The organism is Tardiphaga sp. P9-11, assembly GCF_008329525.1.
Lineage (GTDB): Bacteria > Pseudomonadota > Alphaproteobacteria > Rhizobiales > Xanthobacteraceae > Tardiphaga.
In genome coordinates this window covers 1,295,590-1,319,039 of sequence record NZ_NPKQ01000001.1, presented here as the reverse complement: position 1 = coordinate 1,319,039, position 23,450 = coordinate 1,295,590, and the positions used below count along the sequence as shown (strand labels likewise).

Genomic DNA, 23,450 nt, shown 5'->3' with positions numbered 1-23,450 from the left:
CTGTGAGCTCAGGCGGATATCTCGATATCGGTAGTGGTTTGGACCTTGATCAGGTCCGCCGCACGGCCACCCGCCTGATGTCGCAAGCGTGCCGCAACAACCGGCGCGAACAGGCTGCGATGATGAATGCTGGGCCCGAGTTCATTCAGCGCGGCCATGTGTTGCGGCACGCCATAACCCTTGTGGACCTCGAAACCGTAACCCGGGCAATCCTCGGCAAGCCGGCACATCATCCGGTCCCGCGACACCTTGGCGATGATCGAGGCTGCTGCGATGGACAGGACCAGCGCGTCGCCACCAATGACGGCGTCGCAATCGGCCGTCGTGTCGATCCGGTCGCGGCCGTCGACGAAAACATGCTTCGGTGCTTCCGGCAGCGAAGCGACCGCACGGGCCAGCGCCCAGAGTGAGGCCCGCAGGATATTGTCGCGGTCGATCCGGGCGGGTGATGCGTAGGCGACGGCAAATGACGACGTGGCGCAGATTTCCTCGAATAGCGCCTCGCGCTTGCTCTCTGTCAGTTTCTTGGAATCGTCGAGACCTTTGGGAATGCGCTTGGGGTCCAAGATGACGGCGGCTGCAACAACAGGGCCTGCGAGCGGACCTCGGCCCGCCTCGTCACAGCCGGCCACCGGCCAAATGCCCTTCTTCAGCAGCGCGCGTTCGCGTGTGAAGCTCGGCGCCACTACGATCTTGCGCGGCTTGGCCGGCGGCTTCTTTTTCTCATCCCGAATCATCGGAGGATCCTGCTGAAGCCGACCTGCAGGCGCAACCGGGAACTCGGGATCGTGCCCGCTATTCAGATGGTGCTAATCGTCCAGATGCACGCGCCGGTCGTCACCGACCTCGATCCCCGGAGCCACAACCACGTCCCAGGCGTGCCCGTCCGGGTCCGCAAAGTAGCCGGAATAGCCACCGTAATCGGTCTTTCGCGCCGGCTTTAACAGCGATCCGCCGCAATCGATGGCGAAAGCGAGAACCGCATCGACCTCGTCCTCCGAGCGGCAATTCCACGCCAGCGTGCTGCCGCGAAACGCCTGCGGCCTTGGATGGTCAGGCAATGTCGCGTCCTGCGCCAGTTGACTCCACGGAAACAGCGCGAGGACGCTGGCGCCGGTGTCGAAAAAGGCGATGGCATCGCCCGAGGCACGGGCCTTTCGCGTAAAGCCCAGCGCTTCGTAGAAAACAATGCTCCTGCGCATATCCGCGACGCCCAGCGTGATCACCGTCATGCGCGCGATCGGCACTGGTGGTTTTTTAGTTGTCATGCGCGTCACTCCTGTACTCACTCTATAAATCGAAAAGAGGGACGTTGGCAGGCTCTGGTTTCCTGCCAACGTCCCCTCTCCACCACTCCGTACGCTGCGAGACCTGCGGAGTTAGAACAGATTCAATTGCTGGCCGGCACCGGCCGGCTTCTCGAAATGGTCGAGGGTGAGCTTCGAACGACGCTTGTTGAGACCGAGTTTCGTGCAGGCGATCTCGAAGCGGCGGCCAATCATCCAGGCCATCGGTCCGGTGCCTTTCATGCGTGTGCCCCATTGCGAGTCGTAGTCGCGGCCACCGCGCATTTCGCGGATCAGCGTGAAAACGTGGCGATAGCGGTCCGGATAATTCGCCATCAACCACTCGCGAAACAGATCGCGCACTTCCATCGGCAGTCGCAGCAAAACGTAGCTGGCTTCCTTGACGCCGGCATGAGCGGCGGCATCGAGAATGCGTTCGATCTCGCTGTCATTCAGCGCAGGGATCACCGGCGCCACCATCACCGTGGTCGGAATCCCGGCCTCCGACAGTTGGCGCAATGCTTCCAGCCGCTTCGACGGCGTCGAAGCACGCGGCTCCATGGTTCGTGCGAGCTTCGGATCGAGCGACGTCACCGACAACGCCACCTTGACCAGGTTGCGCTGCGCCATCCGAGCCAGGATATCGATATCGCGCGTCACCAAAGCCGACTTGGTGACGATGCCGACGGGATGACCAGTCTTCTCCAGTACTTCGAGAATGCCGCGCATGACCTGACGCTCGCGCTCGATCGGCTGATAAGGATCGGTATTGGTGCCGATCGCGATCATCTTCGGCTCGTATTCGGCGGCGGCCAGCTCCTTCTCGAGCAGCGCCGGCGCATCGGGCTTCACGAACAGTTTGGATTCGAAATCGAGTCCGGGCGAGAGACCGAGATAGGCGTGGGTCGGCCGCGCGAAACAATAGACGCAGCCATGCTCGCAGCCGCGATAGGGATTGATCGAACGGTCGAAGCCGATATCCGGCGATTCATTGCGCGTGATGACCTTGCGCGCGGTGTCCGTCGCAACAGTCGTCTTGAACGGCGGCAATTCATCGAGGCTCTGCCAGCCGTCATCAAAGGCGACCCGGGCCTCGGCCTCGTAGCGCCCGCTGTCGTTGGACTGGGCACCGCGGCCTCGCCGCCGCTGCTTGTCGATCGCCACCGCGATCTCAGGAAAAGGGGAAAGCGCACCCGCCGGTTCATCGGAGGGCGCCGGGACCGGCGGGTGCTTGAGGGCAGCGATCTGGCGACTCATGCAGCCACGATAGCGCAGACAAGGAACAAAGCAAGAACATAAATGGGATGGCGCGCAGGGCAGGCACTGTGCATTCTCCGACCGCCCTCAGGACTACCGCCTAGGCGTGCCCCAAATTGCCGCGGTTGAGAGTGCTGCGTAGAGTATGACGAAATGATAACGCAGTTGCGGACTTGTTAGAGGTATCAATCCGAAATCCATGCTGAGCGTGATTATCCCCACCGAAGGCGTCGAACAGCCCGCTGTTGCCACACTGGCAGCGCTGGTCCCGGGCGCGGCTGCCGGTGTGATCCGCGAGGTGCTGCTGGTCGACCGAGCCGGCACCGATGTCATCGAACGCGTCGCCGATGTCGCCGGCTGCGGCTTCCTGACCTCGCAGGGATCGCGCGCCGCGGCGATGGCCGCCGGCGCCAAGCAGGCACGCTCCCCCTGGCTGATGTTTCTGCATGCGGGTGCCGTGCTCGACGCCGGCTGGATCGAGGAGACCCAGCAATTCATTCAGCGCGTCTCGACCAGCAATCGCCCCCGCGCGGGCATTTTCCGCTATGCGCGCTCGCCCTATGACGAGGCGGGATTTGGCGATGGCCTGAAACACATGATCCGCGTGATCACTGGCCCCAAGGCCGATCAGGGCCTCTTGATCGCACGCGACCATTACGACCGGCTCGGAGGCTATGCACCCGATGCCCGCCGATCCGAAGCGCGGTTGCTGCGTCAGCTTGGCCGCTCCTCCCGCACATTGCTCCGTAGCCGGATCATCGTCGCCTGACCATGGCAGCCGTGTTACGCGATCTCCAGCCTGGCGACATCGACTGGGTCATCCGCAGCCACGGCGAACTCTATACGGCCGAATACGGATTCGATGCATCCTTCAAGGCGCTGGTGGCTGACATCGCCGCAGAATTCGTCGCGTCATGCGATCCTGCGTGCGAGCGCTGCTGGATCGCTGATATGGATCGCGCGCCCGTCGGCTCGCTGTTTCTCGTGAAGGCATCCGACGACGTCGCCAAATTGCGGCTCTTGCTGATCGATCCCAAGGCGCGCGGACAAAAACTCGGCCAGCGCATGGTGACGGAATCCATCGCCTTTGCGCGGCAATGCGGTTATCGCAGGATCACACTATGGACCCAGAGCAATCTCGGTGCTGCGCGAAGAATCTACCAGGATGCCGGCTTCACGCTGGTCGCCACCGAGCCGCATCGCAGTTTCGGGCAGGATCTGATGGGAGAGACCTGGGAGCTCGTGCTCTAGACCGACGCGCCCTTCGCCTTCGGACGTCGCAGATGCTCATCGAGACGCGGCATGATCTCGACGAAATTGCACGGCTTAGTGCGGTAATCCAGCTGCGCGGCGAGAATGCCGTCCCAGCCATCACGGCAGGCGCCAGGCGACCCCGGCAGGCAGAAGATAAATGTCGCGCCGGCGGTACCAGCAGTCGCGCGGCTCTGGATCGTCGAGGTGCCGATCTTGGCGTGGCTCAGCATGTGAAATGCAATCGAGAAGCCATCCATCCGCTTCTCGAACAAGGGCTCGATGGCTTCCGGCGTGACGTCACGGCCAGTGAAGCCCGTGCCACCGGTCGTGATGATGGCGTCGACGCCGGGATCGGCAATCCATGCGCGCACGATCGTCCGGATCGCTTCGACATCATCTGTGACGATCTCGCGCTTCGCCAGCGTGTGACCGGCCGATGTCAGCCGATCGGCCAGCGTCGCGCCGGACTTGTCGTCATCGAGCGACCGTGTGTCGGAAATGGTCAGTACCGCGATATTGAGCGGCACGAAGTCTTTCGTCACATCGGTCGATGACATCACAGCCGATCCGTCGCAAATGTGTTGCAGGCCTGCACGGTGCCCTGCTGATAGCCAGTCATGAACCAACGCTTGCGCTGTTCAGCCGAGCCATGCGTGAACGAGTCCGGCACGACGCGGCCCTGTGCCTGACGTTGCAGCGTGTCGTCGCCGATGGCAGACGCGGTCTGCAGCGCGGCATCGATGTCACCGGCTTCAAGGAAACCAGGACGCTTCTTCGATTCGCGGTTGACCCAGACACCGGACAGACAATCCGCCTGCAGTTCGACGCGGACCTGCAGCAGATTGGCCTCCGCCTTGCTGCCGGCCTGCTGCTGCAGCCGCGTCACACGCGGAATGATCCCGAGCAGATTCTGGATGTGGTGGCCCGCTTCATGCGCGATAATATAGGCTGCGGTGAATTTGCAGGCATTACCCGAGCAACCGCGAAATTTGGTTTCGACCTGACGGAAGAAGCCGGTGTCGAGATAGATCTTCTTGTCGGGCGGACAGTAGAACGGCCCCATCGCCGACTGCGCATTGCCGCAGCGCCCGCCATTGGTGGCATTGCGAAACAGCACGATCTGCGGCCCTGTATATTTCTGTCCGCTCTCCTTGAAGATTTCATCCCAGCGGTCGTCGATTTCGCCGAGCACGCCCGAGATCATACTGCCCATTTCGTCTGATGGCGCACCACTCTTGGTCGGTGCTGACCGGCGATCGGTCTGGTAGGTCGGTGCCTGTTGTCCGCCGGTGAGAATCTCTGCGCCACCGATGAGAATGCGCGGATCGATGCCGAACGCCCAGCCAACCAGTCCGAGCACGATCACCGTGCCGATGCCGAGGCCACCGCCGCCACCGGGAATACCGAAACCGCCGCCCCCGCCGCCATATCCGCCACCGCTATCGTCACGACGGTCGTCGATATTGTCGCTGCGACGGAAGTCATCGTAACGCATGGGGCAATTCCTTCATTTCAATTCGCAGCATTTTAGACGAGTTGCGGACGATCCCGCACACATAACGCAGTTGCGACGCAAAATTTCCATTGCATTAAGCATTACCCTGCCCGGCAAAACTTGCCTAGTTCGATCTCGTTACCAATTAAGTCGATTTTTACTTTGCGCGGTCAATGTCTGCCTGTCGGTTGTTTAGTCCCGCGTCGCCGACAGCGTCGCCTGAGTCAGAGTAATTGAGTCATGGTTGTTTCGCGTCGCGGGGCGTCTGCAAGGGCGCCCCGCTCTCACTTCGAAGCCTCTCCGAGCAGCAGCATCGTCATTGGTGATTGCGTCGCAGAGATGTCAAAACTCCCGGCAGGGTCGGTCGATCTGGTGTTCGCAGATCCGCCGTACAATCTGCAGCTGAAGGGCGACCTCAAACGCCCCGACGAATCTCATGTCGATGCGGTGAACAATGACTGGGACAAGTTCTCGTCATTCGCCGCATATGACGACTTCACGCGCGCGTGGCTCCTGGCCGCACGCCGTATCATGAAGCCGTCGGCGACCTTGTGGGTGATCGGCTCGTATCACAACATTTTCCGCGTCGGCGCGATCATGCAGGACCTCGGCTTCTGGGTCCTGAACGATATCGTGTGGCGCAAATCGAACCCGATGCCGAATTTCCGCGGACGTCGTTTCACCAATGCGCATGAGACCATGATCTGGGCCGCGCGCGATGAGAACGCCAAGGGCTATACGTTCAATTACGAAGCCCTCAAGGCAGCCAATGAAGACGTGCAGGCACGTTCCGACTGGCTGATCCCGCTCTGCACTGGCGACGAACGCCTGAAGGGCTCGGACGGCAAGAAGGTTCACCCGACGCAGAAGCCGGAAGGCCTGCTCGCCCGCGTGCTGCTGTCATCGTCGAAACCCGGCGACCTCGTCATCGATCCGTTCAACGGCACCGGCACGACCGGCGCTGTCGCCAAGCGCCTCGGCCGCAATTACATCGGCTTTGAGCGTGACCGCGAATATGCCGCGGCTGCCGAAGCACGCATCGCTGCGATCGAGCCGCTGCCGGAAGCCACGCTGGCCCCGTTCATGACTGCTCGTAGCGCGCCGCGCGTCGCGTTCTCCGAACTGGTCGAACGCGGCATGATCTCACCCGGCACTAAGCTGGTCGATCTGAAGAAGCGTCATGGTGCGCTGGTGCGCGCCGACGGCGCCATCATGTTCGGCGACAAGGTCGGCTCGATCCACCGCATGGGCGCGATGGCCCAGGGTTCGGCCTCCTGCAATGGCTGGACGTTCTGGCACGTCGAGACCAAGAAGGGCCTGCGCCTGATCGACGAGCTCCGCGCCGAAATCCGCAGCGAGATGGGCGCGGGATAGAGCCCCACCGCATCGCCAAGGCAAGTCTTCTTGCGCACGCCGGATTTACGGCGCGCGCCGACACGCATCCAGAAACACGCGTACGAGAGCCGACGTGTCCCGCGCGGCCACAGCATAGATACGCATGCGTAGCGGAAATGCGCCCGGCATTGCTCGCAACACAACACTGGGCGCTGCCCGATGCCGCAGACTCGCCTGCACGATCGCCAATCCCAAGCCTGCCTCTACGAATCCCAGTGCTATGGTCGGATTGTCGGCCTCAAACTGGATGTTTGGCATGAACCCGGCCACGGCGCAGGCCTGCAGGAAAGCCTGTCGCGTCTGCAACGACCGGGATTCGGGCGCGGCAATGAACGTCTGACCATGCAGCCGCTGCGGCAAGAGCCGGCCTGTGGCAAGTGGGTGTCCTTCGGGGACGGCAAGCAGGAATTTCTCTTCGGCGCAGAGATGGCCGACGAGAACTCCGTCCGCTGAAGGCGCGGAGTAAGCCAGGCCAACGTCGAGATCACCTTGGCTGATCGCTGCAAACAGAGGAGCCGAACGCAAACTGCGCAGTTGCAGTCGCACGTTCGGAGCCCGATCGCGTAACGCCCGCAGACCCGCCGCGATAACGCCGCTGTGGATGGCTCCCTCCACATAGCCGATCGCTAGACTGCCTGCGCGACCCTGCGCAATATCCTGAGCGCCGTTCTCCACCTTGGCAGCATGCGCCAACAGGGCGCGTGCCTCCTTCAGGAACGTCCGTCCCGCAGTGGTCAGGCGAAGCCGTTTTTTCTCGCGAGCAAACAATGCAAGCCCCAACCGGGCCTCCAACTGCTGCATCTGCCGGCTGAGCGGCGATTGCGAGATGTGAAGCTGCGTTGCGGCCCGCCCGACATTTTCCGTTTCCGCAACAGCGACGAAGTAACGCAATTGCTGCAAATCCAACATGAGACATATCCGGTCTGAAGTTCTGCCATATCAGTCTTGGACGACAGCATATGCCATCTCTAACGTAGGGTCACCGTAAGGAGAATTGCGATGGCTCTTGTCAAATTCGGCTTTATCGTCTCGGGCGCCCAACTCGACCCTGCGCAGCACCGGATGTCGATGGCTTCACCTGCATTCGAAATGATTGCCGTCGGCGTGGACGAGCCTGGTCAGGCTGTCGCGATCGCGCAGCAAATGGTAGAAGACGGCGTACAGCTCATCGAATTGTGCGGTGGTTTTGGCCCGCGATGGACTGCAAGTGTCCTCGAAGCCATCCAGCATCGTATCCCGGTCGGCTCCGTCAGCTACGGGCCGGAATCCATCGACGGCATGCACGCCCTCTTCAAGGAGTGATCAATCGCGCGGGCGCGATATCCCAAGGTTTCGCAGCCTGCAACCGCTCCATATTCTGGTATGTCGAGACCGAGATAGACGCGGGCTAAATCTCGATCTTCTCCACGACAAGCCCGGCCACGACGGAAGTGAAGATCCGGAGCTCAGCCCGGCTTCACTAAAACGTCGCTTGCACTCTCCCTGAATTCCAAGCACGAGACGACGGTCCGCATCAGCGGCCCCGCCTCGTGCTTTGACGTATAAAATCCAGGGAGACTTGAGATGCTGAAATTCTATTTCAACGGTTCGCCGAATCCGACCAAGGTTGCGCTGTTTCTGGAAGAAGCTGGGCTGGCCTATGAGCCCATCGCCGTCGATACCCGCACCGGCGCACAGTTCAATCAGGATTTCCTCAAGGTCAATCCGAACGGCAAGGTTCCGGCGATCGATGACGACGGCGTCAAGGTGTTCGACAGCAACGCCATCCTGCTCTATCTCGCCGAGAAGACCGGAAAATTCCTGCCGCCGGCAACGCAGCGCGGCGAGCTCCTGTCCTGGCTGATGTTTGTCGCCACCGGCGTCGGTCCATTCTTCGGTCAGGCTGTGCACTTCAAGCATTTCGCGCCCGAGAAGATCGATTACGCGCATAACCGTTATCAGTTCGAGGCCAAGCGCCATCTCGGCGTGCTCAACGAGCGCCTCGCCGGACGTCAATACATGGTCGGCGACACCTATACGATCGTCGACATGGATGTCTGGGGCTGGGTGAGGATGACCAATTTCATCCTGGGCGACGAAGCTTTCGCCCAATTCCCCAATGTGAAGCGCCTGCATGACGAAATCTCGGCGCGCCCCGCTGCAGCCAAAGCCGTCGCGCTGAAGGACACGTTCAAGTTCAAGGCCGAGATGGACGACGAAGCCCGCGCCGCCATGTTCAAGCACCTGGCGACCAAGGTCGCCTGAGCACGAGCCATTCGACGAATGCCAGGCGCAACACCGCGCCCGGCATTTTGTTGTGTCAGGTGGGCACCCGTGCCATTTCTTCGGGAAACGGGCCCAGCACCCGCTCGACCAATGCCGTGTCGCAATATTCCTTGATCATGGTGATCTTGCCGTTCTCGACACGCCACACCATGCAGTAGTCGTTGTCATAGCGGTCGCCCGCCTTGGTGACATTATCGCCCTTGGCCTCGACAACCACCAGATTGCCTTCCGCAATGAAATTGGACGCGAGTGTCCGCGGCCGTATGTCGAGTAGCGACCGGAAATGCCCCATGAGGCCGTTGAGGATGGCGTCCTTCCCCTTGAACGTGCGCCCCCAGGAATACTGACCGACCACGATCCAGCATGCATCGTCGGCGAGATGATCGGCAAAGGTTGTGCCGCTGCGGTTGGCTGAATCGCTATAGACCTGCTGAATAAGCTTCTTGTTGTCTGCGGTGCTCATGGCATCTGCTCCATCGATCAAACGATGACGCAGTATGAGTCGGACAATCCACATTCTTCCAATCGATAGTCCGTATGATATATATTCACCCCATGAATTTGGCTACGCTCGATCTCAATTTGCTGGTCGCGCTCGATGCATTGCTGCGCGAAGCTAGCGTCAGCCGCGCCGCGATGCGGATCGGGCTATCGCAGCCGGCCGCCAGTCATGCGCTGCGGCGACTACGCGATCTGCTCGGCGACCCCCTGCTTGTCCGCGTCGGCGCGCGCATGGAATTGTCGCCGCGGGCGCAGGCCATGCGCGGTCCACTCGCCCAGACGCTCGAACAGGTGCGCGGACTGTTCATCCCGGATGTCTTCGATGCCAGCCAGAGCGACCGACACTTTCGGCTGATGATGCCGGATCTGGCCGTCGAACTGCTGATGCCGCCGTTGATGAAGAAGCTCGACAGCGTCGCGCCGGGCGTCCGAATCAACGTCGTGCCATGGCGCGGCCCGTCGATCATGACGGCGGAATTCGCCCGCAGCCTCGACATGGTGATCAGCATCGGCAACGCCTTCAATGGCTTCCATCGCCAGTTGCTGTATGTCGATTCCGACGCCCTTGCCGTCCGCAAGGGCCATCCGGCGGCGGCGCGCCTGAAAAGCACTGACGGATTTCTCAAAGCCCGCCATATCGCCGTCGTGCTCAGGGGCCAGAGCGAAGACCTTATCGACGACTGGCTGCGCAGCAAGAGACTGGAGCGACAGATCGCCCTCGTCGTGCCGAGCTATATCGAGGCGCTGCATGTCGTGGCACGAACCGATCTCGTCGCCTTTGTGCCGCGCCGCCTGATTGCCGCACTGGCTCAGCCGCTGTCGCTCACGACAATTGCGCCGCCATTCGATCCTGGCAACGACGAACAGTTCATGTTCACGCCGACACGCGCGCAATTTGATCCCGGCTCGATCTGGCTGCGCAAGATCATGCTGGAGACCGGCCGTGAGCTCGATCCGCCGAAACGCCGCGCGACCTGACGCAGCACGCCCCGGTCAAAATTGCCGGCAAAGCTTGCCGGGAGGCAATGCCGCGGAGCAACCTCAGATACCCAAGTACTTATGATGTCTGAATATTTCTGATGGCCTGGTTTTTGCGTAGTTGAGCGCAAACATCTCGTAGCAAGAGAATTCCGATGTCGAACTCCATCATCTCGAGCCTGCAATCCTTTACGCTTCCGAGCCGGCTGCAACCATCCGACAAGGCCGAGAGCGGCCTCGGCAATGCAACGACGGCATCAAAATCGCCGGAAGAGAAATTCCTCGACTACGCAAAGAAGACTCCGGCTGAAAAGATGCGCGATGCGTTGCTGTCGAGCATCGGCGTGACGGAAGAAGAACTGAAAAACATGTCGCCCGAACAACAGCGGGAGATCGAGCAGAAGATTGCCGACAAAATCAAGGAGGCCGTGAACAAGAAGACCGAGAATGGCGGCAGCGCCAAAGGCTTCTTCACGGATATCAGCGCGTAAAGGCGCGTTCCTCAACGCAAAGAATTGGCGCCACAAGGGCGCCAATTTCAGATTATTTGATGAAGGAGGACGAGCTCAGCTCGCCACGGCCTGACGCACCAGATTCTGCCGGGCCTCGCCGAGATAGCCGCGGATTTCCTTGGTCAGCAATCCCGACTGCGACGACAGATCGCCTGACGCGACCATGGTCGACGTGGCGAGCTGCTCGGTATCCTTGGCCGTGGTCGCCAGCGACTGGATGTTGGTCGAAATCTCGCGCACGACGGCAAAGGCTTCGTCGATATTGCGAGCGATATCCGCCGTTGCTGCCGATTGCGCTTCCGAGGCGCTTAGGACCTTGCCGGTGATCTCGTTCACTTCCGCAATCACGGTGCCGATCTCGGTGATCGACGAGGATACCTTGTCGGTCGCAGATTGAACCTGGCCGATTTCCTTTTCGATCTCGGCGGTGAAGTTCGCGGTCTGTGTCGCCAGCGCCTTCACTTCATGCGCCACTACGGCGAAACCACGACCGGCATCGCCTGCGCGGGCCGCTTCGATCGTTGCGTTCAGCGCCAGCAGATTGGTCTGGCTGGCGATCACATTGATCGAGGTCACGACTTCGCTGATACGCACGGCGACAGCGCGAAGCACGTCGACATTGCTCGCTGCATCGGCGACGCGTTCGACAGCGCGACCGGCAATCGCGGCTGAGCGATTGACGTCGGCGCCGACCTCGCTGGCACTGGACGACAGTCGCGCCGTGGCCGAAGCCACCGATTGCATGTTGGCGGACGCCTGTTCGGAAGCCGCCGCCACCGACGTGACGCGGGTCAATGTCGAGGATGCGCCGGTCCGCAGATTGCCTGCGGTGCTGCTCATCTCGACCGCGCCGCTGTCGAGTGCGGAGACGATGCCGCCCACGGTGGATTCGAGCTGGCTGGTCTGGCGCTCAAAATTTTTGATGCGGTCGGCAATATTGTCTGTCGCCGCATTCATCGCTTTCGCGCCGTGTAGCAGGCCACCGTGCAATCCGCCCGGCAGGATGCGCCGGTAATATTTATTGTCGTTGAGCGCCGCCATCGCCGCGGTGGATTCACGCACGAAGGCATCGCAGCCGTCGATCATGTCATTGACGCTATGCAGCAGTTCGCCGGTGACACCGCGCACAGGAATTCCCAGAATGCGGGCCTCGAAGTCTCCCTGCGCGATGCGCTGGCAGGCGATGCGTGCCTTCTCGATCAGGCGTACCGTCTTGCCCATCAGGACAAGCGCGACGACCGCCGCTGCAATCGCTGTGGCCTGAGAGACCATCGCAGCGAGCGAAAGACCGAAGAACTGAAGCACCAAGGCAAGCGCAGAGCCGGCGATGACGACGAGCGTGCTAAGCTGCGCTCTTGAGAGAAAACATAAGTTCGTCATAGCTGACCTTCTGGGATGCAACGAAATCGGTAAGGGCCTTGTAACCGGCGGCGAGGGATTCCTTGCCATTCACGTGTCGCTTCTCGATTGCCAGAACGTCGGCATAAAGAGGCGCAATCGTCTTCTTGATGAGATCCGGCGGCGGAACGCGGCGATTGGAATGATAGCCGGCGACCTTGCCGTCGGGGCCGTAGGACGGCGTGACATGGGCGAAGACCCAATAGTGATCGCCATTGCTCGCCATGTTTTTCACGAAGGCGAAAATCTCGCGGCGGTCCTCGACCGTGTCCCAGAGCAGCTTGAAGACGCTGCGCGGCATATCGGGATGACGAATGAGGTTGTGCGGCTGACCGAGCAGCTCGGCTTCGTTGTAACCGGCCATCTTGCAGAACAGACGGTTCACATAGGTCATGCGCCCCTTGAGATCCGTCTTGGATACGATGAGCTCCGACGCCGGAAAGAAAGTCTCGCGGCCGCTCGGCTTAATCTGGTTGGACATCATTGACCTGTCGGTGACCGATTCACCCAAAAACTAGTGCCACCGGTATTAGGGAACGCGGCTGAATTTTGCGTTAAGGTTCCGTCCACCATGAATTCACCGCCGGCGGACGATCCGGACGCGTTTTTCCGTGACGATCGTCCCAGTTGCCGCGATTGCCTTTCCCGTGCCATGACCTCGATCAAATCGAGGGGGAGGCAACAACATGACCGTTCTCATTGCAGGCGGCGGAATTGGCGGACTGACGCTCGCGCTCAGCCTGCACCAGATCGGCGTACCATGCCGCGTATTCGAAAGCGTACCAGCGCTGAAGCCGCTTGGCGTCGGCATCAATGTGCTGCCGCATGCGGTACGCGAGCTGATCCAGCTCGGCCTGCACGACCAGCTCGACGCGTCCGGCGTGCGCACCCGCGAACTCGCCTTCTTCTCCAAGCACGGCAAGCCGATCTGGAGCGAACCGCGCGGCATCGAGGCTGGCTACAAATGGCCGCAGTTTTCGATCCATCGCGGCAAGCTGCAGCAGATCCTGCTCGATGCAGCCACTGAGCGACTCGGCGCCGAGAACATCCTCACCAGCCATCATCTGACCGGCTGGACGGAAACGCCGGACGGCATCCGCACCGATTTCATCGACAGGGCCACCGGAAAATCCGCCGGCAGCCATGACGGCACGCTGCTGATCGCCGCCGACGGCATCCATTCGGCGATCCGGCAAAAGCTTTATCCGCAGGAAGGCGCGCCGCTGTGGAATGGCCGCATTCTCTGGCGCGGCATTACCAGGAGCGATGCGTTCCTGACCGGCCGCACCATGATCATGGCTGGCCACGAGATCCTGAAATTCGTCTGCTACCCGATTTCGCAGGCGCCGGAGGCCGACGGCAAATACGACATCAACTGGGTGGCCGAACGGCACATGCCGCCGACCTATGAATGGCGCCGCGAGGACTACAACCGTGCGGCTCGCCTCGACGAATTTCTGCCCTGGTTCAAGGACTGGACTTTCGACTGGCTCGACGTGCCCGGCCTGATCAGCAACTGCCCGCACGCCTATGAATATCCGCTGGTTGACCGCGATCCGGTCGATCGCTGGACCTTCGGCCGCGTCACATTGATGGGCGATGCCGCGCATCCGATGTATCCGATCGGCTCCAACGGCGCGTCGCAGGCCATTCTCGATGCGCGCGTGCTGACCCGCGAGATTCTTGCGCTTGGCGAAGTGCCGGCCGCGCTCGAAGCCTATGAAGCTGAGCGCCGTCCAGCGACCACCGATCTCGTGATGCTGAACCGGCGCAACGGACCGGAACAGGTCATGCAGATCGTCGAGGAGCGCGCGCCCGAAGGCTTTAACGTCGTCACCGACGTGCTGTCGCAGCAGGAACTCGAAGACATCGCCGCCAACTACAAGCGCGTCGCCGGTTTTCAGGTTGAAGGGCTGAATGCGAAGCCGCCGATCGTGACGCTGCCGCAATCGTCGCAACTTTCCAGTGCGGACTGATACAGCCCACACGCTGTCGCGCATTCAGGCGTCTGGCTTCAAACTTCAATCCAGTCCGTGCGCGATGACCTTGCGCATCACGTTCGGCAGAGCTTCGTCGTCCAATGTTGCGATCGGGACCCAGCGCATGCCCTCCGGGGGGCGGGTGCGGGGCGGCACGTGCGCCGTATAGACGGTGAGCTCCAGCGGGAAGTGTGTGAAGATATGGGTGACCGCGCCCGCTTTGCGATGCCACGCCGTGAGATTTTTCAAGGTCGGCGCCTGCTTCAACGCGTCCTTGTCGTCGTGACCGGCCAGCCATTCCGATGACGGCACTTCGGTCATGTTGCCCAGCAAACCCTTTTCCGGGCGGGTGCGGACCAGCAGATCGTTCCCGCGCGTCACCACGAAGGCCGCTCCCCGCCGCAAGGTGCCGGCCTTCTTCGGCAGTTTGCGCGGAAACGTCTCCTGATCGCCGCGGGTCCTGGCCGCGCAGTCGTCATTGATCGGGCACAGCGCGCAGGCCGGTTTCTTCGGCGTGCAGATGGTGGAGCCGAGATCCATCAGCGCCTGGGCGCTGTCGCCCGCCCGCGTGGGTCCGAGCAGCGTCGCGGCCAGCCCCACGATGACAGGCTTGGATTTCGGCAGCGGCTCTTCCACCGCATAGAGTCGCGACGTGACGCGCTCGATATTGCCATCCACGGGCATGCATTGGCGGCCGAAAGCGATCGCGGCGATCGCCGACGCCGTATAGGGCCCGATGCCCGGCAGCGCGCGCAGGCCGTCCTCGGTATCGGGAAAGACGCCGCCGTGGTCGCGCAATACGGTGACGGCGCAGGCGTGGAGATTGCGCGCGCGGGAGTAATAGCCGAGCCCGGCCCACATCCGCAGCACATCGTCCTGCGAGGCGCTGCCGAGATCGCTCACCGTCGGCCAGCGCGCCAGGAACTTGGCGAAATACGGCCCCACCGCCTGAACCGTGGTCTGCTGCAGCATGATTTCGGACAGCCAGACCCGATAGGGATCGACGCCCTCGCCCGGCAGCGGCCGCCACGGCAGCCTGCGGCGATGTCTGTCATACCAGTCGAGCAGTTGCGCCGGACGCCTGGCGGCGGCGCTTTCCCCGCTATCCCGTGCGGAAGGTTTCTTTCGTCGGGTGGCGGCGGCTGATAGACTCATGCCGACCATGTATCCAAAACGCCCGACCATGAACAAGCCCGGCTATATCTCGGCGAAACCGCTCTCCGTCCTGCTCGGCGGGGTGTTTGCCGATGCCTATGCCAAACAGGGCTTTGCCTCGCGCGAGCTGGTGACACGCTGGGCCGAGATCGCCGGCCAGCAGGTGGCGAACTTCTCCGAGCCCTTGAAGATCCAGTGGCCGCGCCCGGTGGAAGGCCAGCCGCAGGAGCCGGCGACGCTCATCCTGCGCGTCGAGGGGCCGATGGCGCTGGAGATCCAGCATTCGTCGGATGCGATCCTGCAGCGGGTGAACCGGTTTTTCGGCTGGAATGCGGTCGGCAAGATCGCGCTGCGCCAGGCGCCGCTGTCGCGGCCGCAGCCTCGCCGCACCGTGAAGCCGCCGGACGCCAAGGCCATCGCCAAGGTCGCGGAAACGCTGCCGGAGGTCGAGGACGAGGCGCTGCGCGAGGCGCTGGCGCGGCTCGGCGCCTCGATCAAGCGAAGTTGAGGCTTTCCAGCCCGGCCGGAACCGGCGCGTGCTTGCCACATTTGTAGTTTCAAGTTAGCGAAGCGAACCTTGTCCCGGCGTCCGCCGCCGCTCTGGAGCATTCCTTTGATCATCACGCGCCGTGACTTCACCGCCGCCCTTGCCCTGACCGGCGCCGCCGCAGCCATCGGCCTGTCGCCGCTGCAGCTGATCTCCGAGGCATTCGCGCAGAACGCGACCGATGTCGCCAAGCCGGTGTCGCTGCCCGACATGGTGCTCGGCCCGAAGGATGCCGCCGTCACCGTCACCGAATATGCCTCGATGACCTGCCCGCATTGCGCGGCCTTCACCGAGCAGGTGTTCCCGAAGATCAAGGAAGCCTTCATCGACACCGGCAAGATCCGCTTCGTGTTCCGCGAATTCCCGCTCGACATCAAGGCTGCCGCCGGCTCGATGCTGGCGCGCTGCATCGCCAAGGACGACGCGGGCAAGTACTTCGCCGTCATCGACATGCTGTTCAAGCAGCAGAACGACTGGGTGATGAAGGACACCGCCGCGACCCTGACCCGCATCGGCAAGCAGGCCGGCCTCAGCCAGCAGGCCGTGGAAGAATGCCTGAAGGACCAGGCGCTGCTCGACAAGATCGCCGCCGACCAGAAATACGCCAATGAAGTGCTGAAGGTGAACTCGACGCCGACCTTCTTTATCAATGGCGAAATGCTGAAGGGCGAAACCTCGTTCGAGGAATTCTCCAAGAAGATCACCCCGCTGCTGAAGAGCTGAAGTTTTCTTCGCGCGCATCCGTCTCGTCATTCCGGGGCATGCGCGCGAGATGATCTCCGGCCTGCATTTCAAACAGCCACACATATCCTGTCTCGCGGCGCTTGCGCGTCCGAGGTGTGAGCAGTCCCCCTCGAAGATATGAGGGGTGGCGGCGCGCCGTCAGGCGCAAAAGGTGGTGTGTGTCGCGATCCGCTTCGCCGTCGGCGACAAAGCTGCAACCGCGCAACGCCTTGAGGGCGCGCCACCGCGGCGATTTCTGGCCGGGGACCGTTCTTCCTGGGACGTGGTGGTAGCGGATTTCCCGCGCCTACCTGTCCCAGTCCAGCCGCACGCTAGCGGCAGACCCCCGTAGTGGGGTCGGACGGTGACCTCCGAGCCTCCCGGGTGCGCGAGGGAACGTCTCCCTCATGCCCGCAGGCGCCGCAATCCAGATCCCACTTCAAGACGCCTCATGAAGCGCCCCTCGCGAACCGGATAAGACTTGATTATAATCTCATAAGAAAATTGTCAAGCGCTCGGCGGACATTTTTCCGATGCCGGATGCAACCGAAACCGCGCTCATGCGTTTGCGTAACTCAACCCACAGGGACAATTGCGCTCCCCTCGTCCAACTCGATGAGTCCCGCCCCATGCCGATACGCGCCAGCCACCTGCCGCATTATGTCGAGCGCACCGTGCTGCAGAAACTCCGCGCCACGCCGGGCCTGCCTGCGGTGCATCTGATGCCTGCCGGGCCGAAGACCCTGTCCAAGATGGTCGAAAAGACCTGGATCGCACCGCTGGCCGGATCGCCGGTGCGTTATCGCATCACGCCCGAAGGCGAAGCCGCGCTGAAGGCCGAAATCCCGATGCCGCGCAGCGCGCAGGCCCGCGCCCGCTGACATCCTGCGATAGCAGACCTGCGATAGCAGACCGGCGATAGCTCCCCAGCGATAGCCGCGCTTACGCACCTCCCGGATATTAACGGATGATGCGCTTGCGGATTAACCCTGATTCGAGGTGTAAACGCGCATTAAGGAACGCTTAAGCGCCATCTCCGCATTCTCGATACATCTTTAAGGGGTGCATCATGTTTGAAAATTTCATCTGCGAGATCATCGGCCTGGCATTTCTCGGCCTCTGCATCGCCGTGCTCGGCGCACCGCAGCAGCGTCGGCCGAATGGATATGCGCGGGATTTATAGATTTCAGCGTCCATGCGCGAGTAATCTCGTCGCAAAGATCGCGTGGGTGCTAAAGAACAATTCTCATGCAGTAGCTTCCATAAGAAATGGAAGAACGAAGTACGATAACGTCGATCGGAATACGATCTTTCGGCTTTGAGCCGAAAATTATCGCATTGGAAAATAACAGCGGCACTATTCGTGCCGGTGCATATTACGTCATTGGATCGCATCACTCTTCCTTCAGGAATTTTGGATCCAACCTGCCGGGCACTTGTCGATCTATCTCAGCTTGCACAGCTTTGAGGATGTCGCCCTTTATGGCTGGCGACTGGACCAACTCTCGTTGCTTGGAAGACGAGGTCGCTAGATCCTGAAAATCTTTCTTGTCTTTCAGGATGCCGGGCAAGCTTGCGATTGGACCTGAGCCCTTTCCTATGTCGAACTTCTTCGTTAGACCGAATGAAAAGTTCTTGGAAACAAGATCAGCAACATTACCTAACTGGGTAGCGAATTGCTGTTCTATAACCGGGGTAAGCACAGCTTCGAGCGTTGCTACAAGCTGCTCGCTGCTCTCTTTCACATGCCATTTCTGAGGCATGTTCACACGGCCACCGCGATTGGCGACATAATGTTTCTGCACGCCCCCACCAAAGCAATCACGGAATTTGCTTGGGTGGGTATCTGGACTTGAGCAAACTCCCTTGCCATCGCTTCCAGTGAAGAATGCCCATCGGTATGCAAACCCGGCAACTCCAGAACCTTGCGATGAGTAATATTTGAAGCCGGCAACCTCGCTGCTGAAGTTCTTTAGCTCGTTGTATTCTTTGTCGAGGTAGCTAATGAATATGACAGAATGACCGCTATTATTTCCTCGGTCAAAGCTCAGAAAATCGCCAGGGCGAAGATCCGGGAAATCCAGCTTTTGGCCAATCCCGAATTTATCGAATGCGTATCCTGCACTATGCGAACCTCTATTTTCCCACATGTAGTCGCGGATATCGCGAGCTGACCAGCCATTCCATCTAGCCGCAGGTAGGTCGTCGAAGGGCTTCGTATCCTTTGTATTGTTGTAGTAGATGTTGAGTGCGGTAATCAGGGTTTCAGAAACTGCTGCGACGCACATCGTGTTGGGTTTTTTGTTGGATGCTTCTATGGCGTTCGCTGCAGGACCGTAGTCGAGATCCTTGGTGAAGTAAGCGTCGGAGTAACCTTGGCCCTCGCGGGAGCCGTGTATCAGATCAACCGCCGCCAGAATGCAAACATTGAAGTCATCGGTCTTCCCGCATTGCTCTTCTAATTCCGAAGAAAATGCTGACGCATTTGAGAAGACGAACAAAATCCAACCGACAAACAAATTTACCAGCAATCGTTTCATCCAATCCTCAATCTCTAGGAGTGCAATTTAGATACACTACCTTAAGGAGGGTAAGTGCACCAACGGATTCGACTGCCCTCCCTCACTCCTCACCCCGCGCTTCTCCCAACCTTCCCCACTAGAAAACCTACGAGCCGCCGCACACGGACGATACCGGCGCTACTGCGGACGATCAGCATCTTCAGCGCCACTGTTGGCAATGCATCCTCCGGCGGAATGACCTCGATCCGGCCTGACGTGAGCAGATCATCCGTCAGCATTAGATCCTGGGCCGAAGCCACGACCGCTGCGGCCGGGCGTCGCGCTCCACATAAATGGCGAGGCATAGCGGACTTTTCCCGCCCTCCTCCCGCATCCCCCTTAAAACAAGCCCTTTTTCACGCCCTCCCCCACCTATCCCCCGCAAAACCCTTGGGAAAAGCGGGGTTCCGCGGTTGCGCGGCTGCCCTCGTCTCGCCATTGTCCGGGCCAATGAGAGCCGCGACCAGCGAGTCTCCACCCGCGCGGCAGATGCATTTATGCTATTGTTCGTGTTGGGGGATTCGCGCTCTGCCGGGGCTTTTTGAATAAAGTGGCCTGTCGGCTAACCAGAGTACCGTATCCATGAAACTCACGCGCCTGCGCCTGCACGGATTCAAGTCGTTCGTCGAACCGACCGATTTCATGATCGAGCCCGGTCTGACCGGCGTCGTCGGCCCGAACGGCTGCGGCAAGTCCAATCTGGTGGAAGCGCTGCGCTGGGCGATGGGCGAAACCTCGCACAAGTCGCTGCGCGCCGCCGACATGGACGCCGTGATCTTCGCCGGCTCCGGCAACCGCGCGTCGCGCAACCACGCCGAAGTGGTGATGACGATCGACAATACCGATCGCACCGCGCCGGCGATGGTCAATGACGCCGAAATTCTCGAAATCTCCCGCCGCATCGAGCGCGAAGCCGGGTCGCAATACCGCATCAACGGCCGCGACGTACGCGCCCGCGACGTGCAGATCCTGTTCGCCGACGCCGCCACCGGCGCGCGATCGCCCGCCCTCGTCCACCAGGGCAAGATCGGCGAAATCATCCAGGCGAAGCCCGAGCAGCGCCGCCGCGTGCTGGAAGACGCCGCCGGCGTCGCCGGCCTGCATGCGCGCCGCCACGAGGCCGAGCTGCGCCTGAAGGCCGCCGAAACCAACCTCACCCGCGTCGAGGACGTGATCGGCCAGCTCTCGGGCCAGATGGAAGGCCTGAAGAAGCAGGCCCGCCAGGCGATCCGCTACCGCGAAGTTGCCGGCAAGGTGCGCAAGGCCGAGGCCATGCTGTTCCACCTGCGCTGGCTGCAGGCGCATCAGGACAATGCCGAAGCAGCGACCCTGCATGACCAGTATGTCCGCGATCTCGCCGAACGCACCCGCGAACAGGGCGAAGCCGCGCGCATCCAGGCGATCCGCGCCAGTGAATTGCCTGCTTTGCGCGAGGCGGAAGCCGCTGCTGCCGCCGGCCTGCAGCGCCTGACCAATGCCCGCGACATGCTCGACCGCGAGGAAGAGCGCGCCAAGGAGCGCGCCACCGAACTGGATCGTCGTCTGACGCAGTTCGAGAGCGACGTCGCGCGCGAGATGAAGCAGTCGGAAGACGCCGAATTCGCGCTGCTCCGTCTCGAAGAAGAAGACGCGATGCTCAAGGAAGAGATCATGCAGCGCGTCGAGCTGCGTGGCGGCGTCGATGACCGCGTCTCCGAGGCCGAAGCCGTGCTGGCCGCCGCCGAGCGCACTTTCACCGAACTCACCACCGCCCATGCGGACATGACCGCCAAGCGCAACCAGCTGCAGTCCAATGTGCGCAGCCAGGCCGATCGCCTGGCGCGTCTCGGCCAGGAAATCGCCAGCGTCGAGGCCGAGATCGAGGCGCTGACCGCGCAGACCTCGGGCTTCGGCGATCTCGACGAACTCGCAGCCCTGATGGAGACCTCGCAGGAAATCCTGCTGCAGGCCGAATATTCCGTCAGCGAAAACGAGGCCGCACACGTTGCCGCGCGCCAGACGCTGGAAGCCTCGCGCGCGCCGCTGAACGAAGCCGACAAGAAGGTGCAGCGGCTCGAGACCGAAGCCCGCACAATCTCGAAGATCCTCAACGGCGAGACCAAGAACCTGTGGCCGCCGATCATCGACGGCGTCAGCGTCACCAAGGGCTATGAAAAGGCGCTGGGCGCCGTGCTCGGCGACGATCTCGACGCGCCGGTCGATCCCTCCGCGCCGATGCGCTGGACCAATGCCGGCGACCACGCCAACGACCCGGCGCTGCCGGCTGGCGTGGAATCGCTCGCATCGCACGTGAACGCCCCCGCCGAGCTTCAGCGCCGCCTCAAGCAGATCGGCGTCGTCTCCAAGGATCAGGGCGCGGCTCTCGTCTCGCAGCTGCAGACCGGCCAGCGGCTGGTGTCGCTGGAAGGCGACGTCTGGCGCTGGGACGGTTTTGTCGCCGGCGCGCATGCACCGACTGGCGCGGCCCGCCGTCTCGCCGAACGCGCGCGCCTGACCGATATCGAAGCCGATCTGGAAAACGCCAAGATCGACGCCATTGCCAAGCGCGAAGCGCTGGACAGCGCCGAACAGGCATTGAAGTCTGCGGCCTCGGCCGAAGGCGCATCCCGTGAAGCGCTGCGCAACGCCCGCCGCGACGTCGACCAGGCCCGCGAGCGCCATGCCAATGCCGAGCGCGAGATCAACCGCCATGCGGCCCGCCGCGCGACGCTGACCGAAGCACAGTCGCGCCTGTCGAACGATCGCATGGAGGCGGAAGCCGCCCATGAGAGCGCGCATGCCGCGCTGGAATATCTGCCGGAGAGCTCCGACGCCGAAGCCCAACTCGCCACCGTACGCGCCGAGATCGAAGGCCATCGCCGCGGCGCCGCCCAGGTGCGCGCCGAAGCGCAGGCACTGGCCCGCGAGGCCGAACTCGCCGACCGTCGCCTGCAGGCGATCATCGCCGAACGCACCGACTGGCAGAACCGCAAGACCTCCGCCGCCTCGCAGATCGAAACTGTCGCGGCGCGCGTCGCCGAAGTGACGCGCGAACGCGCCGAACTCGAAGACGCCCCGGCGCTCTACCTGCAGAAGCGCCGCGCGCTGATCTCGGAAGTCGAAAGCGCCGAACAGGCCCGCCAGCTCGCCGCCAACGCCCTCGCCTCGGCCGAAAACGCGATGCGCGAGACCGACCGCGATGCCCGCGGTTCACTCGAAGCTCTGTCGGCCGCCCGCGAAGCCTGCGCCCGCACCGAAGAGCGCATGGAAAGCGGCAAGCGCCGCCTGGAGGACATCGAGCGCGAAATCCGCGACATGCTGGAAGTCGAGCCGGAAGGCGTCGCGGCGCTGGCCGAAGTCCGCCAGGACGATGCGCTTCCGCCGCTCGCCGATATCGAAGCCGATCTCGAAAAGCTGCGCCGTGATCGCGAGCGTCTCGGTGCCGTCAACCTGCGCGCCGAAGAAGAGCTCAACGAAGTCGAAGGCACGCATAACGGCCTCGCTGGCGAGCGCGACGACCTCGTCGAAGCCATCAAGAAGCTGCGCACCGGCATCCAGAGCCTGAACAAGGAAGCCCGCGAACGGCTGATGACCTCGTTCGACATCGTCAACGGCCACTTCAAGCGCATGTTCGTCGAACTGTTCGGCGGCGGCGAAGCCGAGCTGAAGCTGATCGAGAGCGACGATCCGCTCGAAGCCGGTCTGGAAATCGTCGCCAAGCCGCCCGGCAAGAAGCCGCAGACCCTGTCGCTGCTGTCCGGCGGCGAGCAGGCGCTGACCGCGCTGGCGCTGATCTTCGCGGTGTTCCTGACCAACCCGTCGCCGATCTGCGTGCTGGACGAAGTCGACGCGCCGCTCGACGACCACAACGTGGAGCGCTTCTGCAGCCTGCTGCATGAAATGTGCGCCTCGACCGAAACCCGCTTCATCACCATCACCCACAACCCGATCACCATGGCGCGCATGCACCGCCTGTACGGCGTGACGATGGCGGAGCGTGGTGTGTCGCAGCTGGTCTCGGTGGATCTCGAAAACGCGGTGAAGATCCTCGATCAGGAAGTGGCGTAAGCTGGTTCTTGGTCAAACGCCGACGGTAATCGCCCCCTCCCCCAAGCGAAGCGCGGTGGGGAGGGTCGGCCGATAGGCCGGGGTGGGGCGCACCACG

The 23,450-nt window shown here is 61.9% G+C and carries 22 protein-coding genes and 1 pseudogene; 12 read left to right on the top strand and 11 right to left on the bottom strand.

Annotated features, from left to right (window positions below; all coding sequences use genetic code 11):
• Positions 1–8 precede the first annotated feature (8 nt).
• The 3 genes from rnhB to CIW50_RS06055 form a co-directional block, all read right to left on the bottom strand.
• Positions 9–737 carry a ribonuclease HII gene (rnhB, locus tag CIW50_RS06065; protein WP_149530293.1) on the bottom strand — a complete coding sequence of 243 codons (729 nt, stop codon included), beginning with the start codon at positions 735–737 and terminating at the stop codon, positions 9–11.
• 72 nt (positions 738–809) lie between these two features.
• The gene (locus CIW50_RS06060) at positions 810–1,268 is read right to left on the bottom strand and encodes a VOC family protein (RefSeq protein ID WP_149530292.1); all 459 of its coding nucleotides are present in this window, start codon (positions 1,266–1,268) and stop codon (positions 810–812) included.
• Positions 1,269–1,379: 111 nt separating this feature from the next.
• Positions 1,380–2,543 carry a PA0069 family radical SAM protein gene (locus tag CIW50_RS06055; RefSeq protein ID WP_149530291.1) on the bottom strand — a complete coding sequence of 388 codons (1,164 nt, stop codon included), beginning with the start codon at positions 2,541–2,543 and terminating at the stop codon, positions 1,380–1,382.
• A gap of 199 nt (positions 2,544–2,742) precedes the next feature.
• Between CIW50_RS06055 and CIW50_RS06050 the strand changes: the two genes are divergently transcribed.
• Positions 2,743–3,312 (top strand): glycosyltransferase family protein, encoded by a 570-nt coding sequence (locus tag CIW50_RS06050; RefSeq protein ID WP_149530290.1) that lies wholly within the window; start codon positions 2,743–2,745, stop codon positions 3,310–3,312.
• An 8-nt stretch (positions 3,313–3,320) separates the two neighbouring features.
• Positions 3,321–3,794 (top strand): annotated as a pseudogene (locus CIW50_RS06045) (GNAT family N-acetyltransferase); the annotation flags it as partial.
• Here the strand turns inward: CIW50_RS06045 and moaB are convergent.
• Together moaB and ypfJ are read right to left on the bottom strand one after the other, a co-directional pair.
• Positions 3,791–4,354, bottom strand: a complete 564-nt coding sequence (gene moaB, locus CIW50_RS06040; protein ID WP_149530288.1) for a molybdenum cofactor biosynthesis protein B — start codon at positions 4,352–4,354, stop codon at positions 3,791–3,793. The pseudogene CIW50_RS06045 and the gene moaB overlap by 4 nt on opposite strands.
• A complete protein-coding gene (gene ypfJ / locus CIW50_RS06035; RefSeq protein WP_149530287.1) occupies positions 4,354–5,292 on the bottom strand; it encodes a KPN_02809 family neutral zinc metallopeptidase in 939 nt (312 codons plus the stop codon). Before ypfJ ends, moaB begins: the two co-directional genes overlap by 1 nt.
• Positions 5,293–5,532: 240 nt before the next feature.
• On the opposite strand from ypfJ, the gene CIW50_RS06030 reads away from it, so the two are divergent.
• A complete protein-coding gene (locus CIW50_RS06030) occupies positions 5,533–6,666 on the top strand; it encodes a site-specific DNA-methyltransferase (protein ID WP_149530286.1) in 1,134 nt (377 codons plus the stop codon).
• A 45-nt stretch (positions 6,667–6,711) separates the two neighbouring features.
• On the opposite strand, the gene CIW50_RS06025 is transcribed toward CIW50_RS06030, so the two are convergent.
• A complete protein-coding gene (locus CIW50_RS06025) occupies positions 6,712–7,596 on the bottom strand; it encodes a LysR family transcriptional regulator (RefSeq protein WP_149530285.1) in 885 nt (294 codons plus the stop codon).
• A gap of 90 nt (positions 7,597–7,686) precedes the next feature.
• On the opposite strand from CIW50_RS06025, the gene CIW50_RS06020 reads away from it, so the two are divergent.
• Positions 7,687–7,989, top strand: a complete 303-nt coding sequence (locus CIW50_RS06020; RefSeq protein ID WP_149530284.1) for a DUF6506 family protein — start codon at positions 7,687–7,689, stop codon at positions 7,987–7,989.
• Positions 7,990–8,250: 261 nt separating this feature from the next.
• The gene (locus tag CIW50_RS06015; protein WP_149530283.1) at positions 8,251–8,931 is read left to right on the top strand and encodes a glutathione S-transferase family protein; all 681 of its coding nucleotides are present in this window, start codon (positions 8,251–8,253) and stop codon (positions 8,929–8,931) included.
• A 55-nt stretch (positions 8,932–8,986) separates the two neighbouring features.
• On the opposite strand, the gene CIW50_RS06010 is transcribed toward CIW50_RS06015, so the two are convergent.
• A complete protein-coding gene (locus CIW50_RS06010; protein ID WP_149530282.1) occupies positions 8,987–9,415 on the bottom strand; it encodes a nuclear transport factor 2 family protein in 429 nt (142 codons plus the stop codon).
• Between the two features lie 92 nt (positions 9,416–9,507).
• Here CIW50_RS06010 and CIW50_RS06005 point away from each other — a divergent pair, with 92 nt between their 5' ends.
• Complete coding sequence (locus tag CIW50_RS06005) at positions 9,508–10,431, top strand: LysR family transcriptional regulator (protein WP_149530281.1); 924 nt, start codon at positions 9,508–9,510, stop codon at positions 10,429–10,431.
• Between the two features lie 155 nt (positions 10,432–10,586).
• Positions 10,587–10,922, top strand: a complete 336-nt coding sequence (locus CIW50_RS06000; RefSeq protein ID WP_149530280.1) for a hypothetical protein — start codon at positions 10,587–10,589, stop codon at positions 10,920–10,922.
• Positions 10,923–10,997: 75 nt separating this feature from the next.
• Here CIW50_RS06000 and CIW50_RS05995 read toward each other — a convergent pair whose 3' ends face one another.
• Together CIW50_RS05995 and CIW50_RS05990 are read right to left on the bottom strand one after the other, a co-directional pair.
• Positions 10,998–12,323: a methyl-accepting chemotaxis protein gene (locus CIW50_RS05995; RefSeq protein WP_149530279.1), complete on the bottom strand. Its 1,326-nt coding sequence runs from the start codon at positions 12,321–12,323 to the stop codon at positions 10,998–11,000.
• Positions 12,286–12,822 carry a PAS domain-containing protein gene (locus tag CIW50_RS05990; RefSeq protein ID WP_149530278.1) on the bottom strand — a complete coding sequence of 179 codons (537 nt, stop codon included), beginning with the start codon at positions 12,820–12,822 and terminating at the stop codon, positions 12,286–12,288. Before CIW50_RS05990 ends, CIW50_RS05995 begins: the two co-directional genes overlap by 38 nt.
• Positions 12,823–13,027: 205 nt before the next feature.
• Between CIW50_RS05990 and CIW50_RS05985 the strand changes: the two genes are divergently transcribed.
• Positions 13,028–14,317 (top strand): flavin-dependent oxidoreductase, encoded by a 1,290-nt coding sequence (locus tag CIW50_RS05985; protein WP_149530277.1) that lies wholly within the window; start codon positions 13,028–13,030, stop codon positions 14,315–14,317.
• 45 nt (positions 14,318–14,362) lie between these two features.
• On the opposite strand, the gene mutY is transcribed toward CIW50_RS05985, so the two are convergent.
• Positions 14,363–15,475 carry an A/G-specific adenine glycosylase gene (mutY, locus tag CIW50_RS05980; protein ID WP_149530276.1) on the bottom strand — a complete coding sequence of 371 codons (1,113 nt, stop codon included), beginning with the start codon at positions 15,473–15,475 and terminating at the stop codon, positions 14,363–14,365.
• 28 nt (positions 15,476–15,503) lie between these two features.
• On the opposite strand from mutY, the gene CIW50_RS05975 reads away from it, so the two are divergent.
• From CIW50_RS05975 to CIW50_RS05965, 3 genes are all read left to right on the top strand, one after another.
• On the top strand, positions 15,504–15,983 hold the full coding sequence (locus tag CIW50_RS05975; protein WP_116661620.1) for a DUF721 domain-containing protein: 480 nt from the start codon (positions 15,504–15,506) through the stop codon (positions 15,981–15,983).
• 105 nt (positions 15,984–16,088) lie between these two features.
• Positions 16,089–16,745, top strand: a complete 657-nt coding sequence (locus tag CIW50_RS05970; RefSeq protein WP_149530275.1) for a DsbA family protein — start codon at positions 16,089–16,091, stop codon at positions 16,743–16,745.
• A 629-nt stretch (positions 16,746–17,374) separates the two neighbouring features.
• On the top strand, positions 17,375–17,626 hold the full coding sequence (locus tag CIW50_RS05965) for a hypothetical protein (protein ID WP_149530274.1): 252 nt from the start codon (positions 17,375–17,377) through the stop codon (positions 17,624–17,626).
• Positions 17,627–18,139: 513 nt separating this feature from the next.
• Here the strand turns inward: CIW50_RS05965 and CIW50_RS05960 are convergent.
• Positions 18,140–19,285: a hypothetical protein gene (locus CIW50_RS05960; RefSeq protein ID WP_149530273.1), complete on the bottom strand. Its 1,146-nt coding sequence runs from the start codon at positions 19,283–19,285 to the stop codon at positions 18,140–18,142.
• Between the two features lie 603 nt (positions 19,286–19,888).
• Between CIW50_RS05960 and smc the strand changes: the two genes are divergently transcribed.
• Entirely contained in the window at positions 19,889–23,353 is a 3,465-nt protein-coding gene (smc, locus tag CIW50_RS05955; RefSeq protein ID WP_149530272.1) for a chromosome segregation protein SMC, read from the top strand.
• Positions 23,354–23,450: the final 97 nt, after the last annotated feature.

What these genes read in the sequence shown, in the direction of transcription:
- rnhB (WP_149530293.1), bottom strand. Translation starts at nt 737, where the DNA reads ATGATTCGGGATGAGAAAAAGAAGCCGCCGGCCAAGCCGCGCAAGATC.
- CIW50_RS06060 (WP_149530292.1), bottom strand. Translation starts at nt 1,268, where the DNA reads ATGACAACTAAAAAACCACCAGTGCCGATCGCGCGCATGACGGTGATC.
- CIW50_RS06055 (WP_149530291.1), bottom strand. Translation starts at nt 2,543, where the DNA reads ATGAGTCGCCAGATCGCTGCCCTCAAGCACCCGCCGGTCCCGGCGCCC.
- CIW50_RS06050 (WP_149530290.1), top strand. Translation starts at nt 2,743, where the DNA reads ATGCTGAGCGTGATTATCCCCACCGAAGGCGTCGAACAGCCCGCTGTT.
- moaB (WP_149530288.1), bottom strand. Translation starts at nt 4,354, where the DNA reads ATGTCATCGACCGATGTGACGAAAGACTTCGTGCCGCTCAATATCGCG.
- ypfJ (WP_149530287.1), bottom strand. Translation starts at nt 5,292, where the DNA reads ATGCGTTACGATGACTTCCGTCGCAGCGACAATATCGACGACCGTCGT.
- CIW50_RS06030 (WP_149530286.1), top strand. Translation starts at nt 5,533, where the DNA reads ATGGTTGTTTCGCGTCGCGGGGCGTCTGCAAGGGCGCCCCGCTCTCAC.
- CIW50_RS06025 (WP_149530285.1), bottom strand. Translation starts at nt 7,596, where the DNA reads ATGTTGGATTTGCAGCAATTGCGTTACTTCGTCGCTGTTGCGGAAACG.
- CIW50_RS06020 (WP_149530284.1), top strand. Translation starts at nt 7,687, where the DNA reads ATGGCTCTTGTCAAATTCGGCTTTATCGTCTCGGGCGCCCAACTCGAC.
- CIW50_RS06015 (WP_149530283.1), top strand. Translation starts at nt 8,251, where the DNA reads ATGCTGAAATTCTATTTCAACGGTTCGCCGAATCCGACCAAGGTTGCG.
- CIW50_RS06010 (WP_149530282.1), bottom strand. Translation starts at nt 9,415, where the DNA reads ATGAGCACCGCAGACAACAAGAAGCTTATTCAGCAGGTCTATAGCGAT.
- CIW50_RS06005 (WP_149530281.1), top strand. Translation starts at nt 9,508, where the DNA reads ATGAATTTGGCTACGCTCGATCTCAATTTGCTGGTCGCGCTCGATGCA.
- CIW50_RS06000 (WP_149530280.1), top strand. Translation starts at nt 10,587, where the DNA reads ATGTCGAACTCCATCATCTCGAGCCTGCAATCCTTTACGCTTCCGAGC.
- CIW50_RS05995 (WP_149530279.1), bottom strand. Translation starts at nt 12,323, where the DNA reads ATGACGAACTTATGTTTTCTCTCAAGAGCGCAGCTTAGCACGCTCGTC.
- CIW50_RS05990 (WP_149530278.1), bottom strand. Translation starts at nt 12,822, where the DNA reads ATGTCCAACCAGATTAAGCCGAGCGGCCGCGAGACTTTCTTTCCGGCG.
- CIW50_RS05985 (WP_149530277.1), top strand. Translation starts at nt 13,028, where the DNA reads ATGACCGTTCTCATTGCAGGCGGCGGAATTGGCGGACTGACGCTCGCG.
- mutY (WP_149530276.1), bottom strand. Translation starts at nt 15,475, where the DNA reads ATGAGTCTATCAGCCGCCGCCACCCGACGAAAGAAACCTTCCGCACGG.
- CIW50_RS05975 (WP_116661620.1), top strand. Translation starts at nt 15,504, where the DNA reads ATGAACAAGCCCGGCTATATCTCGGCGAAACCGCTCTCCGTCCTGCTC.
- CIW50_RS05965 (WP_149530274.1), top strand. Translation starts at nt 17,375, where the DNA reads ATGCCGATACGCGCCAGCCACCTGCCGCATTATGTCGAGCGCACCGTG.
- CIW50_RS05960 (WP_149530273.1), bottom strand. Translation starts at nt 19,285, where the DNA reads ATGAAACGATTGCTGGTAAATTTGTTTGTCGGTTGGATTTTGTTCGTC.
- smc (WP_149530272.1), top strand. Translation starts at nt 19,889, where the DNA reads ATGAAACTCACGCGCCTGCGCCTGCACGGATTCAAGTCGTTCGTCGAA.